This is a genomic window from Saccharothrix xinjiangensis, from assembly GCF_039527585.1.
Classification (GTDB): Bacteria; Actinomycetota; Actinomycetes; order Mycobacteriales; family Pseudonocardiaceae; genus Actinosynnema; species Actinosynnema xinjiangensis.
In genome coordinates, this window is record NZ_BAAAKE010000004.1 from 258,251 (window position 1) to 274,563 (window position 16,313).

General features: G+C 69.1%; 28 protein-coding genes. 2 read left to right on the forward strand and 26 right to left on the reverse strand.

Annotated features, from left to right (window positions below; translation table 11 throughout):
- Positions 1-83: 83 nt before the first annotated feature.
- Positions 84-677 carry a Uma2 family endonuclease gene (locus ABD223_RS11715; RefSeq protein WP_344036114.1) on the forward strand — a complete coding sequence of 198 codons (594 nt, stop codon included), beginning with the start codon at positions 84-86 and terminating at the stop codon, positions 675-677.
- Between the two features lie 139 nt (positions 678-816).
- On the forward strand, positions 817-1,179 hold the full coding sequence (locus tag ABD223_RS11720) for a hypothetical protein (RefSeq protein WP_344036115.1): 363 nt from the start codon (positions 817-819) through the stop codon (positions 1,177-1,179).
- A gap of 3 nt (positions 1,180-1,182) precedes the next feature.
- On the opposite strand, the gene truA is transcribed toward ABD223_RS11720, so the two are convergent.
- The 26 genes from truA to rplP form a co-directional block, all read right to left on the reverse strand.
- Positions 1,183-1,971, reverse strand: a complete 789-nt coding sequence (truA, locus tag ABD223_RS11725; RefSeq protein ID WP_344036116.1) for a tRNA pseudouridine(38-40) synthase TruA — start codon at positions 1,969-1,971, stop codon at positions 1,183-1,185.
- Between the two features lie 59 nt (positions 1,972-2,030).
- Positions 2,031-2,609 carry a 50S ribosomal protein L17 gene (rplQ, locus tag ABD223_RS11730; RefSeq protein WP_344036117.1) on the reverse strand — a complete coding sequence of 193 codons (579 nt, stop codon included), beginning with the start codon at positions 2,607-2,609 and terminating at the stop codon, positions 2,031-2,033.
- 58 nt (positions 2,610-2,667) lie between these two features.
- Entirely contained in the window at positions 2,668-3,726 is a 1,059-nt protein-coding gene (locus ABD223_RS11735; RefSeq protein ID WP_344036118.1) for a DNA-directed RNA polymerase subunit alpha, read from the reverse strand.
- A gap of 145 nt (positions 3,727-3,871) precedes the next feature.
- On the reverse strand, positions 3,872-4,477 hold the full coding sequence (gene rpsD / locus ABD223_RS11740) for a 30S ribosomal protein S4 (RefSeq protein WP_344036119.1): 606 nt from the start codon (positions 4,475-4,477) through the stop codon (positions 3,872-3,874).
- 23 nt (positions 4,478-4,500) lie between these two features.
- Positions 4,501-4,908: a 30S ribosomal protein S11 gene (gene rpsK / locus ABD223_RS11745; protein WP_015105236.1), complete on the reverse strand. Its 408-nt coding sequence runs from the start codon at positions 4,906-4,908 to the stop codon at positions 4,501-4,503.
- 34 nt (positions 4,909-4,942) lie between these two features.
- Positions 4,943-5,323: a 30S ribosomal protein S13 gene (gene rpsM / locus ABD223_RS11750; RefSeq protein ID WP_344036120.1), complete on the reverse strand. Its 381-nt coding sequence runs from the start codon at positions 5,321-5,323 to the stop codon at positions 4,943-4,945.
- 216 nt (positions 5,324-5,539) lie between these two features.
- Positions 5,540-5,653: a 50S ribosomal protein L36 gene (gene rpmJ / locus ABD223_RS11755; RefSeq protein WP_010148647.1), complete on the reverse strand. Its 114-nt coding sequence runs from the start codon at positions 5,651-5,653 to the stop codon at positions 5,540-5,542.
- A gap of 50 nt (positions 5,654-5,703) precedes the next feature.
- Entirely contained in the window at positions 5,704-5,925 is a 222-nt protein-coding gene (gene infA, locus ABD223_RS11760; protein ID WP_005166804.1) for a translation initiation factor IF-1, read from the reverse strand.
- Positions 5,926-6,091: 166 nt separating this feature from the next.
- Positions 6,092-7,015 carry a DUF1707 domain-containing protein gene (locus ABD223_RS11765; RefSeq protein ID WP_344036121.1) on the reverse strand — a complete coding sequence of 308 codons (924 nt, stop codon included), beginning with the start codon at positions 7,013-7,015 and terminating at the stop codon, positions 6,092-6,094.
- Positions 7,016-7,198: 183 nt separating this feature from the next.
- Complete coding sequence (gene map, locus ABD223_RS11770) at positions 7,199-7,972, reverse strand: type I methionyl aminopeptidase (protein WP_344036122.1); 774 nt, start codon at positions 7,970-7,972, stop codon at positions 7,199-7,201.
- Positions 7,973-8,019: 47 nt separating this feature from the next.
- Complete coding sequence (locus ABD223_RS11775; RefSeq protein ID WP_344036123.1) at positions 8,020-8,571, reverse strand: adenylate kinase; 552 nt, start codon at positions 8,569-8,571, stop codon at positions 8,020-8,022.
- Positions 8,571-9,881, reverse strand: coding sequence for a preprotein translocase subunit SecY (gene secY, locus ABD223_RS11780; protein WP_344036125.1), 1,311 nt, complete (start codon positions 9,879-9,881; stop codon positions 8,571-8,573). The genes ABD223_RS11775 and secY overlap by 1 nt, the downstream gene beginning before the upstream one ends.
- A 307-nt stretch (positions 9,882-10,188) precedes the next feature.
- The gene (locus ABD223_RS11785; RefSeq protein WP_344036126.1) at positions 10,189-10,785 is read right to left on the reverse strand and encodes a LysE family translocator; all 597 of its coding nucleotides are present in this window, start codon (positions 10,783-10,785) and stop codon (positions 10,189-10,191) included.
- A 313-nt stretch (positions 10,786-11,098) separates the two neighbouring features.
- On the reverse strand, positions 11,099-11,542 hold the full coding sequence (rplO, locus tag ABD223_RS11790; RefSeq protein WP_344036127.1) for a 50S ribosomal protein L15: 444 nt from the start codon (positions 11,540-11,542) through the stop codon (positions 11,099-11,101).
- Entirely contained in the window at positions 11,539-11,724 is a 186-nt protein-coding gene (rpmD, locus tag ABD223_RS11795; RefSeq protein WP_033428588.1) for a 50S ribosomal protein L30, read from the reverse strand. The genes rplO and rpmD overlap by 4 nt, the downstream gene beginning before the upstream one ends.
- A gap of 1 nt (position 11,725) precedes the next feature.
- Positions 11,726-12,334: a 30S ribosomal protein S5 gene (rpsE, locus tag ABD223_RS11800; RefSeq protein WP_037330379.1), complete on the reverse strand. Its 609-nt coding sequence runs from the start codon at positions 12,332-12,334 to the stop codon at positions 11,726-11,728.
- A 34-nt stretch (positions 12,335-12,368) separates the two neighbouring features.
- Positions 12,369-12,767: a 50S ribosomal protein L18 gene (rplR, locus tag ABD223_RS11805; RefSeq protein ID WP_344036129.1), complete on the reverse strand. Its 399-nt coding sequence runs from the start codon at positions 12,765-12,767 to the stop codon at positions 12,369-12,371.
- A gap of 1 nt (position 12,768) precedes the next feature.
- Positions 12,769-13,308, reverse strand: coding sequence for a 50S ribosomal protein L6 (gene rplF / locus ABD223_RS11810; RefSeq protein ID WP_344036130.1), 540 nt, complete (start codon positions 13,306-13,308; stop codon positions 12,769-12,771).
- A gap of 16 nt (positions 13,309-13,324) precedes the next feature.
- Positions 13,325-13,723 carry a 30S ribosomal protein S8 gene (rpsH, locus tag ABD223_RS11815; RefSeq protein ID WP_344036131.1) on the reverse strand — a complete coding sequence of 133 codons (399 nt, stop codon included), beginning with the start codon at positions 13,721-13,723 and terminating at the stop codon, positions 13,325-13,327.
- A gap of 136 nt (positions 13,724-13,859) precedes the next feature.
- Positions 13,860-14,045: a type Z 30S ribosomal protein S14 gene (locus tag ABD223_RS11820; RefSeq protein WP_053715226.1), complete on the reverse strand. Its 186-nt coding sequence runs from the start codon at positions 14,043-14,045 to the stop codon at positions 13,860-13,862.
- A 1-nt stretch (position 14,046) separates the two neighbouring features.
- The gene (rplE, locus tag ABD223_RS11825) at positions 14,047-14,610 is read right to left on the reverse strand and encodes a 50S ribosomal protein L5 (protein ID WP_344036134.1); all 564 of its coding nucleotides are present in this window, start codon (positions 14,608-14,610) and stop codon (positions 14,047-14,049) included.
- A complete protein-coding gene (rplX, locus tag ABD223_RS11830; protein ID WP_344036135.1) occupies positions 14,610-14,924 on the reverse strand; it encodes a 50S ribosomal protein L24 in 315 nt (104 codons plus the stop codon). Before rplX ends, rplE begins: the two co-directional genes overlap by 1 nt.
- Before the next feature lie 2 nt (positions 14,925-14,926).
- Positions 14,927-15,295 carry a 50S ribosomal protein L14 gene (gene rplN / locus ABD223_RS11835; RefSeq protein ID WP_015805282.1) on the reverse strand — a complete coding sequence of 123 codons (369 nt, stop codon included), beginning with the start codon at positions 15,293-15,295 and terminating at the stop codon, positions 14,927-14,929.
- 63 nt (positions 15,296-15,358) lie between these two features.
- On the reverse strand, positions 15,359-15,649 hold the full coding sequence (gene rpsQ / locus ABD223_RS11840; RefSeq protein WP_344036137.1) for a 30S ribosomal protein S17: 291 nt from the start codon (positions 15,647-15,649) through the stop codon (positions 15,359-15,361).
- Positions 15,646-15,894 (reverse strand): 50S ribosomal protein L29, encoded by a 249-nt coding sequence (rpmC, locus tag ABD223_RS11845; protein WP_344036138.1) that lies wholly within the window; start codon positions 15,892-15,894, stop codon positions 15,646-15,648. The genes rpsQ and rpmC overlap by 4 nt, the downstream gene beginning before the upstream one ends.
- Positions 15,894-16,313, reverse strand: coding sequence for a 50S ribosomal protein L16 (gene rplP / locus ABD223_RS11850; protein WP_033436719.1), 420 nt, complete (start codon positions 16,311-16,313; stop codon positions 15,894-15,896). The genes rpmC and rplP overlap by 1 nt, the downstream gene beginning before the upstream one ends.

Here is a 16,313-nt window from a genome sequence, read left to right on the forward strand (position 1 = left end):
CTTCCGCCGGTGAGGGGGCCGCTGCGCGTTTCACCTGGTCAGGCGAGTTGTCGGACCACCGGGACGACGACAGGCTCATACTCATGTCGATCCAGGAGGTGGAGATGCCCGCAGCTCTGCAACACCCGATCGGCCCCCACACCGTCGAGGAATGGCTGACCCTGCCCGCAGCAGAGGACGGGTCGCGCACCGAGCTGATCTTTGGACACTTCTACGTGAGCCCTTCCCCTTCCGCCGAGCACCAGATCGCCATGGCCAACCTCTGGCTCATGACCCGGGAGGCCTTGCGCGCCGCAGGGTGCCGGGACCTGCACGTCGTCCCCGGCGTGCACCTGAAGATCCCCTCGGCCTGGCGCACCGCGCTGATCCCGGACGTCGTGGTCCTGGACCGCCCACCGGCAGGGACCAGCTTCCCCCCGGACGCGGTGGTCATCGCGATCGAGATCTGGTCACCCGGCAACAGGCGTGCCGAGCGCGAGGCGAAGATGAGGGCCTTCGCCGTGGCCGGTGTGCCGTTCGTGTGGACGGTCGAGGGGTGGGACGAGCCGGAGCTGACCGCTCACCGCTGGGAGCAGGGCCGCTACGTCGAGGAGAACACCGCCCGGGGAGGTCGGACCACCATCACCGCCGCACCGATCCCCATCACCGTGGACCTCGACAGCCTGCTCGACTCGTAAGCCCCAGGCAGGCCCCCGCGCACGTTCCGCACGACCGCCACCTTCCGCCGGTGAGGGGGCCGCTGCGCGTTTCACCTGGTCAGGCGAGTTGGCGGGCCGGTGGGACAACGACAGGCTCGTACTCATGTCGATGCCGGAGATGCCCGCGGCTCCACAGCACCCGATCGGCCCCCACACCGTCGAGGAATGGCTGACCCTGCCCGCAGCAGAGGACGGGTCACGCGCCGAACTGCTCTACGGGTACCTGCACGCGTCTCCCCATCCAGTCGGCAAGCACCAGCGAGTGCTGGGCCGGCTCTGCCGGCTCAAGATGGCCGCCTACGCCTCGGCCGGAGTGCCCTTCGCGTGGGCGATCGACCACCGGGGAGAGCTGGAGCTGACTGCGTACCGCCTCGTCGAAGGGGAATACCCGGCTCAAGACGTCGTGCGCCAGGGCAGCCGGGCGACCACCCAGGCGGCGCCGCTCCCGATCCCGGACCTGAACAGCCTCGTCGGCTGGTAGCCCTCAGGCAGGCGCCCCGCGCACGTTCCGCGTCACCGCCGCCCGCGCCGCCAACTCCTCGTCCGCCGGGTAGTCCACCCGCACCAGCGACAACCCGTGCGCCGGCGCCACCGTCACCCCGCTCGACCGCCCGCTCAGCGACAGCAGCGACGCGGGCCACCCGGCGGGCTTGCGACCCTCACCCACCGCCAGCAGCGCCCCCACCAGGCTGCGCACCATGGAGTGGCAGAACGCGTCGGCCGACACGAACGCGGTCAGCAGCCCGCCCTCCCGCACCCACTCCAACCGCTGCAACTCGCGGATCGTCGTCGCGCCCTCGCGGCGGCGGCAGAAAGCGCAGAAGTCGTGCTCGCCCAGCAGCAGGCGGGACGCCTCGTTCAGCGCGTCCACGTCCAGGGGCCGGGGCCACGCCAGGGTGTCCAGCCGCCGCAGGGGGTGGGCCCCGAACGCCGCGTCCGTGACCCGGTACTCGTAGTGCCGCCGCAGCGCCGCGAACCGCGCGTCGAACTCCGCGGGCGCCACCCGCGCCGAGAACACCCGCACGTCCGCCGGCAGGGCCCGCGCCAGCCTCCTCGGCAGCCCGGCGACGTCCACCGCCGCCGGCAGGTCGACGTGCGCGACCTGACCCGACGCGTGCACCCCCGCGTCCGTGCGCCCCGCCACCGTCAGGTTCACGTCGAGCCGCAGCACCGTGGACAGGGTGTCCTCCAGCACGCCGCACACCGTGCGCCGCCCCGGCTGGCGGGCCCACCCCGAGAACCCCGTGCCGTCGTAGGCCAGGTCCAGGCGCACGCGAACGAGCCCGTCACCCCGCGTGGGGGCGACGGGCTCGTCGGCGAAGTGGGAGTCCGTCAGGACTCGTCCTTCTTCTCGGCCTTCTCGGCCTTGGCGGACTCGTCGTCGGCGCCCTCGGCGGGCTCCTCGGCGGCGTCCTTCGTGGCGGACTCGGGCGCCTCGGCGTCCTGGTCCTCCACCTCGTCGGCCTTGGTCTCCTCGGCGGCCGGAGCCGCCGCGGGGGCCTCGTCCTTGGCGAACCGGGTCTTGCGAGCCCGCTCCGCCTCGGAGGTGACGGTCTGCTCCGCGACCAGCTCGATCACGGCCATGGGGGCGTTGTCGCCCTTGCGCGGCAGCGTCTTGGTGATGCGGGTGTAGCCGCCGCTGCGCTCGGCGAACTGCGGGCCGATCTCGGCGAACAGCTTGTGCACGACGTCCTTGTCGCGGATGACCTTGAGGATCTCGCGACGGTTGTGCAGGTCGCCGACCTTCGCCTTGGTGATCAGCTTCTCGGCGTAGGGCCGGAGCCGCTTCGCCTTCGCCTCCGTGGTCGTGATCCGACCGTGGGTGAACAGGGACGTGGCCAGGTTGGCCAGCATCAGCCGCTCGTGGGCCGGCGAGCCCCCGAGACGGGGTCCCTTAGTCGGGGTGGGCATCGAATTGCTCCTCGGATTTCTTCCTGATCCTCTGCTCCGGCCCGGCCGCTAAGCGGCCTCAGAGCTGCTCGGTCTCCGCGTAGTCCTGGCCGTCGTCGTGGGTGTCCACGGAGGTGTCCGCGGCACCCCAACCACCGTCGGTCGGGTAGTCCGACGCGGCGGCCGAGGGGTCGAACCCGGGAGGGCTGTCCTTCAGCGCGAGGCCGAGGCCGACGAGCTTCATCTTGACCTCGTCGATCGACTTCGCGCCGAAGTTGCGGATGTCCAGCAGGTCCGCCTCGCTGCGCGAGACCAGCTCGCCCACGGTGTGGATGCCCTCGCGCTTGAGGCAGTTGTAGGACCGGACGGTGAGGTCCAGGTCCTCGATCGGCATCGCGAACGCCGCGATGGTGTCCGCCTCGGCGGGCGAGGGGCCGATCTCGATGCCCTCGGCGTCGACGTTCAGCTCGCGCGCGAGACCGAACAGCTCCACCAGCGTCTTGCCCGCGGACGCGACGGCGTCGCGCGGCGTGATGGAGGGCTTGGTCTCGACGTCGAGGATCAGCTTGTCGAAGTCGGTCCGCTGCTCGACACGGGTGGCCTCGACCTTGTAGGTCACCTTCATGACGGGCGAGTAGATCGAGTCGACCGGGATGCGGCCGATCTCGGCGCCGGCCTGCTTGTTCTGGACGGCGGGGACGTAGCCGCGACCGCGCTCGACCACGAGCTCGATCTCCAGCTTGCCCTTGCCGTTCAGGGTGGCGATGTGCAGGTCGGGGTTGTGCACGGTGACACCGGCCGGGGGCACGATGTCGCCTGCGGTCACCGCACCAGGCCCCTGCTTGCGCAGGTACATGGTCACCGGCTCGTCCTCCTCGGAGCTGACGACCAGCTCCTTGAGGTTGAGGATGATGTCGGTGACGTCTTCCTTCACACCGGGGACGGTCGTGAACTCGTGCAGCACACCGTCGATGCGGATGCTGGTCACGGCCGCGCCGGGGATGGACGACAGCAGGGTGCGGCGAATGGAGTTGCCGAGGGTGTAGCCGAAACCCGGCTCCAGCGGCTCGATGACGAACCGGGAGCGGGTCTCGTTGACCGCTTCCTCGCTGAGCGAGGGGCGCTGGGAAATCAGCACTGGGTTCTTCCTCTCTTGCCCCGGCGACCGCCATATGACGCCGTGGGATGCCAGTCGCGGAGACCGGCGAACGCGCGCGGCACACCATTCCGTGCCGCCGCGGGACCCGACCGGGGGAACGACCGGAGCCGCTCCCCCGGGAGGATCACTTCGAGTAGAGCTCGACGATGAGCTGCTCGGTGACGGGCGTGTCGATCTGCGCCCGCTCCGGGAGCTGGTGGACCAGGATGCGCAGGTTCGACTGCACGACCTGGAGCCACGCCGGCACCGGGCGGTCGCCGAACGAGGCGCGAGCGGCCTCGAACGGGAGCGTCGGCAGCGACTTCGGCTTCACGTCGATGATGTCGAACTTCGACACCCGGTAGCTCGGGATGTTCACCTTCTGGCCGTTCACGATGAAGTGACCGTGGCTGACCAGCTGGCGGGCCTGGCGCCGGGTGCGCGCGAGACCCGCGCGGTACACGACGTTGTCCAGGCGGGACTCCAGGATCTGGAGCAGGTTCTCACCGGTCTTGCCGGTGCGGCGGACCGCTTCCTCGTAGTAGCGGCGGAACTGCTTCTCCAGCACGCCGTACGTGTAACGGGCCTTCTGCTTCTCCTGGAGCTGGAGCAGGTACTCCGACTCCTTGATGCGACCGCGGCCGTGCTGGCCGGGCGGGTAGGGACGGCGCTCGAACGCCTGGTCCCCGCCGACGAGGTCGACCTTGAGGCGACGCGAGATGCGCGTGGCCGGTCCGGTATAGCGAGCCATGGTGTCTTACTCCTCCCCGTGCCTCAGACCCGGCGCCGCTTGGGCGGGCGGCAGCCGTTGTGGGGCTGCGGGGTCACGTCCTGGATCGTGCCGACCTCCAGGCCGGCGGCCTGCAAGGAACGGATCGCGGTCTCCCGGCCGGAGCCGGGACCCTTCACGAACACGTCGACCTTGCGCATGCCGTGCTCGGCGGCCTTGCGGGCGGCGTTCTCGGCGGCCATCTGCGCGGCGAACGGCGTGGACTTGCGAGAGCCCTTGAAGCCGACGTGGCCGGCGGAAGCCCAGCTGATCACGTTCCCCAGCGGGTCCGTGATGGACACGATGGTGTTGTTGAACGTGCTCTTGATGTGGGCCTGGCCGTGGGAGACGTTCTTCTTCTCCTTGCGCCGGACTTTCTTGACCCCGGCGCCCGTGCGGGACTTGGGTGGCATATCTGGGTGATCTCCTGGTTAGACGCGCGAGGTCTTACTTCTTGCCGGCCTTCTTCTTGCCCGCAACGGTCTTCTTCGGACCCTTGCGAGTGCGCGCGTTGGTCTTCGTGCGCTGGCCGCGGACGGGGAGGTTGCGACGGTGGCGGAGGCCCTCGTAGCAGCCGATCTCCATCTTGCGGCGGATGTCGGCCTGAACCTCGCGGCGGAGGTCACCCTCGACCTTGAAGTTGTTCTCGATGTAGTCCCGCAGCTTCGTCAGGTCGTCGTCGCCGAGGTCCTTCACCCGGAGGTCCGGGGAGATCTCGGTGGCGGTCAGCAGCTCCTTCGAGCGCGTGCGACCGATGCCGAAGATGTAGGTGAGCGCGATCTCCAACCGCTTTTCGCGGGGGAGGTCGACGCCAGCGAGTCGTGCCATGCGGCGCTTGCTCCTGTCGTTTCGTCTCCAGGTCTGCTCCTCGCCCGGTTCCGGGACTGACTCGCTGCGCCATTCCGGTCGCTCTCACGACCGGTGTCCCGGCCCCGGCCTGGAGTCCGGGGGTGTGCCTCACCGGTGCTACCGGTGGGCAGGTGCGAAGAGGCTTGCTTCATTGTCGCGTCCGTGAAGACTCGACCCGTGCTGGTTCGGTGCTGGTCAGCCCTGGCGCTGCTTGTGGCGCAGGTTCTCGCAGATCACCATGACCCGGCCGTGGCGGCGGATCACCTTGCACTTGTCGCAGATCTTCTTGACGCTCGGCTGGACCTTCACGCCTGAGCTTCTCCTGCGTCAGCCGGCGCGCCGTAGGAGCGCGCCGGAGGTCACTTGTAGCGGTAGACGATGCGCCCGCGGGACAGGTCGTAGGGCGAGAGCTCCACGACTACCCGGTCCTCCGGGAGGATGCGGATGTAGTGCTGACGCATCTTGCCGCTGATGTGTGCCAGGACCTTGTGCCCGTTCTCCAACTCGACGCGGAACATCGCGTTGGGGAGCGGCTCGACTACGCGGCCCTCGACCTCAATGGCCCCGTCCTTCTTGCCCATGTCCTCCGCGTTTCGTGACGGTGGGTGCTTGCTGGATATCTTGCGCGGGGCACGCGGCACCCCGACTCCGGACAAGGCCCTTGCGAACCCTTGTCACCCACCAGGGAGATCCCCGGGCATGACGGAACCGGCGCGACGTGTGCGCCACCCGTCCATAGTACGCGCGTTACCGCCGCATCCCAAATCGGACCAGGTGGGCGGTGAGGACCACGACGCCGAGGGGGCCGGCCACCCACAGCCACCACGGGTAGATCGAGGTGTCGGACGTGCCGTTGATGATGCCCCAGATGAGGAGGTTGATGCCGCTGGCGAAGAACCAGACGGCGGTCAGGACCGTGAGGAAGACGGTCGCCCTGCTGCGCTTCTGCGGCACGGGCGGGGGCTCGCGCCGCTGGCGCTGGGGGGCGTAGCCGGTGTCGGGACCGTAGCCGGTGTCGGCGCCGTGGTCGTAGTCCGAGTCGGCGTGGGCGTCCGGGCCGATCCGGGCGCCCGCGGAGGCGTTGTGGGAGCGGGCGTTGCCGGGGTGGGCGCCGCGGGGGGCGCCAGAGGAAGAAGCGCCAGAGGAAGAGGCGCCGTAAGAAGAGGAGTTGCGGGAGGGGGCGCCGTGGGAAGGGGCGCTCGCCTGCGAGGCGTCCTGCCAGACGGGGGCGGGCTCGTCCACCGGCTCGTTCCGGCCGCCGTTCCCCGAGGCGTCCTGCCACTCCGGGGCGGGGTGGGCGTCCGCGGCACGCCGGTCGCCGTTCGCCTGGCGGTCGCCCGGGGCCGGCTCGCCCACGGGGGTGCTGCGCCACACCGGGCCGGCGGCCGTCTCGCCCCGGACCGGGAGCGGTCGGCTCTGCCACTCGGGCTCCGGGCGGCCGGGGGGCGGGGTGGGGGCGGAAGACTGGGAGGGCGCCGAGGTGCGACCCCCCGACCCCGGCAGGTCGGCGGTGAGCTGGTGCAGCTCGGCGTAGCTGCGGGCCTCCCGCGCGGCGCGGCTGCGCTCGTCGAACTCGGCCTGGGAGAGCCTGCCCTCCGCGTGGGCCTTGGCCAACTTGTCGACCACTGCTCCGCGATCGTCGTCCGCGGCCTTGAAGTGTGACTCGTTCATGGGCTGCGCACTTCCTCCGGGCGACAGGGCGGACGGGCCGTTGCTGTCCGTACGCGGCACAGACTACGCCCGTAGCCGCCCCCGTGGGGGCGGATGATCCACAGCGCACAACGGTTTCACGAAGCCGTCACCCGGACGGCGGATTACTGTCACCCTTTGGGATGACCTGCCGCCCCTCGGCCCCTACTCCTCAGGAGCGGTCAGCACCCACGGGCCGTCGGCGGTGATGGCCACCGAGTGCTCCCAGTGCGCGGCGCGCGAGCCGTCGGCGGTGACGACCGTCCAGCCGTCGTCCAGCTCGACCGTCTGCTCGCTGCCCAGGGTCAGCATCGGCTCGATGGCGATCGCCATGCCGACCTTCAACCTGGGGCCCTTGCCCGGCTTGCCGTAGTTCGGCAGGAACGGGTCCATGTGCATCTTCGTGCCGATGCCGTGGCCGCCGTAGCCGTCGACGATGCCGTACTCCACGCCGTGCTCGTCGCCCGCCTCGATGGTGGCCGACTCGATGGCGAAGGAGATGTCGCTCAGCTTGTTGCCCGGCACGGCCGCCGCGATGCCCGCGAGCATCGAGCGGCGGGTGGCCTCGGACAGCTTCAGCTCGGCCTCGGTCACCGCGCCGACGGGCAGGGTGACGGCCGAGTCGCCGTGCCAGCCGTCGAGGATGGCGCCGCAGTCGATCGAGATCAGGTCGCCCTCGGCGAGGACCTGCGCGCGGCTCGGGATGCCGTGGACGACCTGCTCGTTCACCGACGCGCAGATCGACGCCGGGAAGCCGTGGTAGCCCTTGAACGACGGGATCGCCCCGGCGTCCCGGATCGTCTGCTCGGCCAGCTCGTCCAGCTCGGCGGTGCTGACCCCGGCCTTGGTGTGCGAGGCCAGCAGCCCGAGCGTGCGCGCCACGACCAGCCCGGCGGCCCTCATGGCCTCCAGCTGGCCGCGGCTCTTGATCTCGATCATGCGGTCACGGCCGGGTACCACGCGCCGTAGTGCATCGACAACACCGTTCACTTCACGTCGCGCAGCGCGCGGAGGGCCCGCTCGCTGATCTCTTCCACGTCGCCGACCGCGTCGATCGGCACGACGATGGCGGCGTAGTGGTCGAGCAGCGGGGCGGTTTCCGTCCGGTACACCTGCTGGCGGTGCCGGATCACGTCTTCCTTGTCGTCCGTGCGGCCGCGGGCGAGCAGGCGCTCGACCACGACGTCCTCGTCGACCCGGAACTCCAGCACCGCGTCCAGCGAGTGGCCCGCCGCCGCCAGCATCTCGCCGAGGACGTCCGCCTGGGAGACGTTGCGCGGGAAGCCGTCGAGCAGGAACCCGCCGGTGGCGTCGGCCTGCGCGAGCCGCCCGCGGACCATCTCGTTGGTCACCTCGTCCGGGACGAGCTCACCGGAGTCCAGGTACTCCTGGACCTCCTTGCCGAGGTCGGTCTGCTGGCTGATGTGAGCGCGGAAGAGGTCCCCGGTGGAGATGTGCGGCACGCCGAGCTTGCTGCTGAGGAGCTGGGCCTGCGTGCCCTTGCCCGCTCCGGGCGGGCCGACGAGAACGATTCGCACTAGCGGAGGAACCCTTCGTAGTTGCGCTGCATGAGCTGGCTCTCGATCTGCTTCACGGTGTCGAGACCGACACCGACCATGATCAGCACCGCGGTGCCGCCGAACGGGAAGTTCTGGTTCTGGCCCTGACCGGTGAGGTCGAGGAACAGGTTCGGCAGGATGGCCACGATGCCCAGGTAGAGCGAGCCGGGCAACGTGATCCGCCCCAGGACGAAGCGGAGGTACTCGGCGGTGGGTCGACCCGGTCGGATGCCCGGGATGAACCCACCGAACTTCTTCATCTCGTCGGCGCGCTCGTCCGGGTTGAACGTGATGCCGACGTAGAAGTAGGTGAAGAAGACGATCAGCAGGAAGTAGAGGGCGATGTGCACCGGGCTCGACTGGCTCACCAGGTGCGTCTGCACGAAGGTCTCCCACCAGCTCGGCGCGGAACCGTCGGTGGAGGCGGTCAGGCGCGCGATGAGGTCCGGGAGGTACAGCAGGGAGGAGGCGAAGATGACCGGGATGACACCGGCCTGGTTCACCTTCAGCGGCAGGTAGGTCGAGGTGCCGCCGTACATCCGGCGGCCGATCATGCGCTTCGCGTACTGGACCGGGATGCGGCGCTGGGCCTGCTCCACGTAGACGACGCTGGCGATGATGAGCAGGGCGGCCACGCAGACCAGGAAGAAGGTCAGGCCGCCGCGGTCCCAGATGATCTTGCCCTCGATCGGGATGCGGGCCGCGATGCCGCAGAAGATCAGCAGCGACATGCCGTTGCCGATGCCCTTCTCGGTGATGATCTCACCGAGCCACATGATCACGCTGGTGCCGGCGGTCATCACGACCACCAGGACGACCAGGTTGAAGATGCTCTCGTCCGGGATGACCGGCACGGGGCAGTTGGCGAACAGCTGGTCGCGCACCGCCAGGGCGATGATGCCCGTGGACTGGAGGACCGCCAGCGCGATCGTCAGGTAGCGGGTGTACTGGGTCAGCTTGCCCTGACCCGCCTGCCCTTCCTTCTTCAGCTGCTCGAACCGCGGAATCACCACGGTGAGGAGCTGGACGATGATGCTCGCGGTGATGTAGGGCATGATGCCCAGCGCGAAGATCGACAGGTTGAGCAGCGCGCCGCCGCTGAAGAGGTTGATCAGCGAGTACACGCCCTGCTGGTCGACCTCTTCGATGCACTGTTTGACGTTCTTGAAGGAGACGCCCGGCGCGGGCATGGTCGCACCCAACCGGAACACCACGACGATCCCCAGGGTGAAGAGGATCTTCTTGCGTAGGTCCGGCGTCGCGAGAGCCGAGCGGAATGCGCCGAGCACGCGAACCTCCATCAGCGTTGCCGCCCCACCTGGGTCGACATCCGTGCGGTACCGGCTGTGTTGCCGGCACAGTCTTGCGGGCATACCGCCGACCAACGCCGACGGTGGCGGAAGCGACGGGTAGCCGCGACCGACCCGGAGGACATCCGGGTTCAGCCCGCGACTCTAACAGCCGCGAGGCCGATCGCCGTAGCCAGTCGTCCCACACAGTTCGTACCTGATCGACTACACGGGCTCGCAAGCCCCCGAATGGATCAAGTTCGGTGGCCGATGGATCCGGCCTCGGCGGCCGGTGGGGCCGGCGAGGTCAGACCTTGGAAGTGGCCAGCGCGCCGGCCATGCCGAGGAGGACCGCCCCGGTGGCCCGGTCGAGGTGGGCCTTCGCCCGCCCGGTCAGACCCGCCTTGCGGATCACCGCGCCGATGGTCACGTAGGCCGTTCCGGCCAGCAGTTCGGCCGCCAGGTAGACCACGCCCAGGACGGCCAACTGGAGGGGGATCGGGCCCCGGGAGGGGTCCACGAACTGCGGGAGGAAGGCGGTGAAGATCAGGACGGCCTTCGGGTTGGAGATCGCCACCAGGAACTCCTTGCGGAGCGGATGACCCCTGCCGACAGGGCTTTCGGCGGTCGGGGTGGAGGTGAGCGCCCTGATCGCGAGGTACACCAGGTAGGCGACGCCGGCCCACTTGATGATCGTCAGCGCCAGGTGGCTCGCGGCCAGGACCGGGCCCAGGCCGGCCACCACCGCGGTGATCATGACGGCGAAGGCGGCCAGTCTGCCCAGGAGGGCGGTGACGGCTTTGGCCGGGCCGTGGTGGACCGCGTGGTGCATGCCGAGGAGGTTGTTCGCGCCCGGGGTCAGGGCGACCAGGACCGACGCCCCGAAGAAGATGGCCAGCCACATGGGCGCACGGTAGCTCGGGGCGGCAAGGGGTTTTCTGCTGTGCGCGAACGGTCCTGGAGCGTCTTGGTTGGTGGGGCGAGGTAAGAGTTAACGGGCGGGGTTCACGGGCTTGAAAGATAAAGCGGCGCTCGCCGCTGGGCAGGCCGCCAGGAGGGGAAGGGCGTGGGCTCGTGTCCTCCCGTATGGCCTGGGCGCAGCCCAGGCCATACGGGAGGACACGAGCTGGGGGTGGTGTGTGCGTGCTGGCGCACGTAGCGGAACGGCCCCCGGGAGCGTGTGCTCCCGGGGGCCGTTCTTGGTGCTTGGTGCCTGGTTAGAGCACTACGTGCGTGCCGCCGGCTGCGGCGATCTTCTCCACCGCGCTGCCGGAGAACTTGTTGGCGACGACATCGACCTTGACGCCGTTGAGGTCGCCGTCGCCGAGGACCTTCACCAGCTGGTTCTTGCGCACCAGGCCGGCGTTGATCAGGGCGTCCACGTCCACCCGGCCACCGTCGGGGAACAGGCGCGCGATGTCGCCCACGTTCACCACCTGGTACTCGGTGCGGAACGGGTTGCGGAAGCCCTTCAGCTTCGGCAGCCGCATGTGCAGCGGCATCTGGCCACCCTCGAAGCGCGGCGAGACGTTCTTCCGCGCGCCGGTGCCCTTGGTGCCTCGGCCGGCGGTCTTGCCCTTGGAGCCCTCACCGCGACCCACGCGGGTCTTCGCGGTCTTGGCACCGGGGGCCGGACGCAGGTCGTGGATCTTGATGGTCACGACTGGACCTCCTCGACGACCACCAGGTGGCGCACGGCGTGGATCAGGCCGCGGACCTGCGGCGTGTCCTCGCGGACCACCGACTGGCGGATCTTGCGCAACCCCAGGGTCCGGAGGGACTCACGGTGGTTGTGCTTGGTACCGATGCTGCTCTTGACCTGGGTGACCTTGAGCTGAGCCACGTCAGACCCCCGCCCCTGCACGAGCGCGCAGCATGCCGGCGGGCGCCACGTCCTCCAGGGGCAGACCGCGACGGGCGGCCACCTCCTCGGGACGCTGGAGGCCCTTCAGGGCCGCCACGGTGGCGTGCACGATGTTGATGGCGTTGTCGGAGCCCAGCGACTTGCTCAGCACGTCGTGGACGCCGGCGCACTCCAGCACCGCGCGGACGGCGCCACCGGCGATGACGCCGGTACCGGCCGAGGCCGGGCGCAGCAGGACGACGCCGGCCGCCTTCTCGCCCTGGACCGGGTGAGGGATCGTGCCCGCGATGCGGGGGACGCGGAAGAAGTTCTTCTTCGCCTCCTCCACACCCTTGGCGATCGCCGCCGGCACTTCCTTGGCCTTGCCGTAGCCGACACCGACCATGCCGTCGCCGTCGCCGACGACGACCAGGGCGGTGAAGCTGAACCGACGACCACCCTTGACGACCTTGGAGACGCGGTTGATCGCAACCACGCGCTCCAGGTGCGGGGTCTTCTCCTGGGCCGCGCCGCCGCGGCCGCCGTCACGACGGTCGCGACGCTCTCCGCGCTCGCCCCCGCCGCCTTCGCGACGCGTGCGTCCTGGCATCAGGCGTCCCTCTCAATTCCAGTGATGTGCATTGTCAGAACTCCAGCCCCGCCTCGCGGGCGGCGTCGGCCAGGGCCGCGATCCGACCGTGGTAGGCGTTGCCGCCGCGGTCGAACACGACCTTGGAGACACCGGCCTCCTTGGCGCGGGCGGCGACCAGCTCGCCGACCTTCGCGGCCCGGGCCTTCTTGTCGCCCTCCAGCGCCCGGACGTCCGCCTCCACGGAGGAAGCAGCGGCCAGGGTGTGGCCGGACAGGTCGTCGATCAGCTGCACGGAGATGTGCTTCGACGACCGGTGCACCGCCAGGCGCGGGCGCTCCGCGGTGCCGCTGACCCTCTTGCGGAGGCGGAAGTGACGGCGGGTCTTGGCGATGCGGCGAGTGGTCGAGATGTCCTTGCCCACCGGCTTGCGCTTCGTTGCAGTCTCGCTCATGTCACTTACCCGTCTTTCCGACCTTGCGGCGGATCTTCTCGCCCGCGTAGCGCACGCCCTTGCCCTTGTACGGGTCGGGCTTGCGCAGCTTGCGGATGTTGGCGGCGACTTCGCCCACGAGCTGCTTGTCGATGCCGGACACGGAGAAGCGGGTGGGGGTCTCCACCGCGAAGGTGATGCCCGCGGGGGCCTCGACCTTCACCGGGTGGCTGTAGCCCAGCGCGAACTCCAGGTCGGAGCCCTTGAGCGCCACGCGGTAGCCGACGCCGTGGATCTCCATCTTCTTCTCGTAGCCCTGCGTCACGCCGACGACCATGTTCTGCACCAGCGTGCGGGACAGGCCGTGGAGCGAGCGGCTGCGGCGCTCGTCGTTCGGGCGCTTGACCTCGAGGGTGCCGTCCTCGGCCTTCTCGATGATGATCGGCTCGGCGATGGTCAGCGACAGGGTGCCCTTCGGCCCCTTGACGTTGACCTCCCGGCCCGCGATGTTCACGTCGACCCCGGAGGGGACGGTGATCGGCAACTTCCCGATGCGCGACATGCCTGGTCCCCCTCCCTTACCAGACGTAGGCGAGGACTTCGCCGCCCACGCCGGACTTGTTGGCCTGGCGGTCGGTCATGAGACCGCCAGAGGTCGAGATGATCGCGACGCCCAGACCACCGAGGACCTTCGGCAGGTTGGTCGACTTCGCGTAGACGCGCAGACCGGGCTTCGACACGCGGCGGAGGCCGGCGATGCTGCGCTCCCGGTTCGGGCCGTACTTCAGCTCGATCACCAGGTTCTTGGCAACCTCGCCCTGCTCATCGCCGTAGCTCGCGATGTAGCCCTCGCGCTTGAGGATCTCGGCGATGTTGGCCTTCAACTTCGAGTGCGGCATCACGACCTTGTCGTGGTAAGCCGAGTTCGCGTTCCGCAGACGCGTCAACATGTCTGCGATCGGGTCGGTCATCGTCATGGTGACCTGGTCAACCTTTCTCGCTGCGGTTCCCCAGTCAGGGTCCGCGGCTCGGTGCGGGTGTCCCGCGGGAGCCGGGTCGTGAGCGGGCCTACAGCGAAGTGGAGTGAGAAAAAAACCTGCCGCCGCGCTGGGACTACCAGCTGGACTTGCTCACACCGGGCAGCTCGCCCCGGTGGGCCATCTCGCGGAGGCAGATCCGGCACAGGCCGAACTTGCGGAACACCGAGTGCGGGCGCCCGCAGCGCTGGCAGCGGGTGTAGCCCCGCACCTTGAACTTCGGCTTGGCCGCGGCCTTGTTGATCAGCGCCTTCTTGGCCATGTCAGTTCTCCCTGAACGGGAAGCCCAGGAGCTTCAGCAGCGCCCGGCCCTCCTCGTCGTTCGTGGCGGTGGTGACGACCGTGATGTCCATGCCGCGGGGGCGGTCGATGGCGTCCGGGTCGATCTCGTGGAACATCGACTGCTCGTTGAGACCGAACGTGTAGTTGCCGTTGCCGTCGAACTGCTTGCCCGAGAGGCCGCGGAAGTCGCGGATGCGCGGGAGGGCGATGGTCAGCAGGCGGTCCAGGAACTCCCACATGCGGTCGCCGCGCAGCGTGACGCGCGCGCCGATCGGCATGCCCTCGCGCAGCTTGAACTGCGCGATCGACTTGCGGGCCCGACGGACCTCGGGGCGCTGGCCGGTGATGATCGACAGGTCCTTGACGGCGCCCTCGATCAGCTTGCCGTCGCGGGCGGCGTCGCCGACACCCATGTTGACGACGACCTTCACCACGCCGGGGGTCTGCATGACGTTGGCGTACTCGAACTGCTTGCGCAGCTCGGCCGCGATCTCCTCGCGGTACCGCGTCTTGAGGCGCGGCGTGGTCTTCTCTGCGGTGGTCATCAGATGTCCTTCCCGTTACGACGGGAAATGCGCACCCGCTTGCCCTCGTCGTTCGTCCGGTAACCAACGCGGGTCGGCTTGCCGTCCGAGTCGACCACCATCACGTTGGACACGTGGATGGGGGCCTCCTGGGTCACGATGCCGCCCGACTGCGCGCCGCGCTGGGTCTGCGTGATCCGGGTGTGCTTCTTGATGCGGTTGACGCCCTCGACCAGGACGCGGTTGTCGGCGGGGTAGGCCTGGATGACCTTGCCGCGCGCGCCCTTGTCCTTGCCGGCGATGACCACGACGGTGTCGCCCTTCTTGACCTTCATGGTCAGAGCACCTCCGGCGCCAACGAGATGATCTTCATGAACTTCTTGTCGCGCAGCTCTCGGCCGACCGGGCCGAAGATGCGGGTGCCGCGCGGCTCGTTGTCGTTCTTGATCAGCACCGCGGCGTTCTCGTCGAACCGGATGTAAGAGCCGTCGGGACGGCGCTTCTCCTTGACGGTGCGGACGACGACGGCCTTGACGACGTCACCCTTCTTCACGCCGGCGCCGGGGATGGCCTGCTTCACCGTGGCGACGATGATGTCCCCGATGCCCGCGTAGCGGCGGCCGGAGCCACCGAGAACACGGATGCAAAGGATTTCCTTCGCACCGGTGTTGTCGGCGACGCGCAGCCGCGACTCCTGCTGGATCACTGACTTCTCCTGACCATTCCTGGCCCGCCAGATTTCCGACCTGACGGGCTCGGTCTTACAGCTTTACTTGGCCTTCTCGAGGATCTCGACGAGGCGCCAGCGCTTGGTGGCCGACAGCGGCCGGGTCTCCATCAGCAGGACGCGGTCGCCGACGCCGGCCGAGTTCTGCTCGTCGTGCGCCTTCACCTTGGTGGTGGAGCGCAGCACCTTGGAGTAGCGGCGGTGCTTCTTGCGGTCCTCCAGCGCCACCACGACCGTCTTGTCCATCTTGTCGGACACGACGTAGCCCTCGCGGACCTTGCGGTAGTTGCGGGCCTCGGTCTCGGTCTCGGTCACTTCGTTGTTCTCGCTCATGCCGCACCCTCACCAGTGGAAACCGCGTCGGGAGAGGACGACAGGCCCAGCTCCCGCTCCCGCATCACGGTGTAGATCCGGGCGATCTCGTGCCGGACCGTCCGCAGGCGGCGGTTGTTGTCGAGCTGCCCGGTGGCCATCTGGAAGCGGAGGTTGAACAGCTCCTCCTTCGCCTCCCTCAGGCGCAGCACGAGCTCTTCCTCGGTGAGCTCACGCAGCTCGGAAGCGGTGGTACCCGCTGCCATCAGAACTCACCACCCTCACGCGTGACGATGCGGCACTTCATCGGGAGCTTGTGGATCGCGCGGCGGAGCGCCTCGCGGGCCACGGCCTCGTTCGGGAAGCTCATCTCGAAGAGCACCCGACCCGGCTTGACGTTGGCCACCCACCACTCGGGGGAGCCCTTGCCGGAACCCATGCGGGTCTCGGCGGGCTTCTTCGTCAGCGGGCGGTCCGGGAAGATGTTGATCCAGACCTTGCCACCACGGCGGATGTGCCGGGTGATGGCGATACGAGCCGACTCGATCTGCCGGTTGGTCACGTAGGCCGGCTCCAGTGCCTGGATGCCGAACTCACCGAAGGTGACCCTCGTGCCGCCCTTGGCAGCACCGGACCGACCGGGGTGGTGCTGCTTGCGGTGCTTGACCCTGCGCGGGATGAGCAC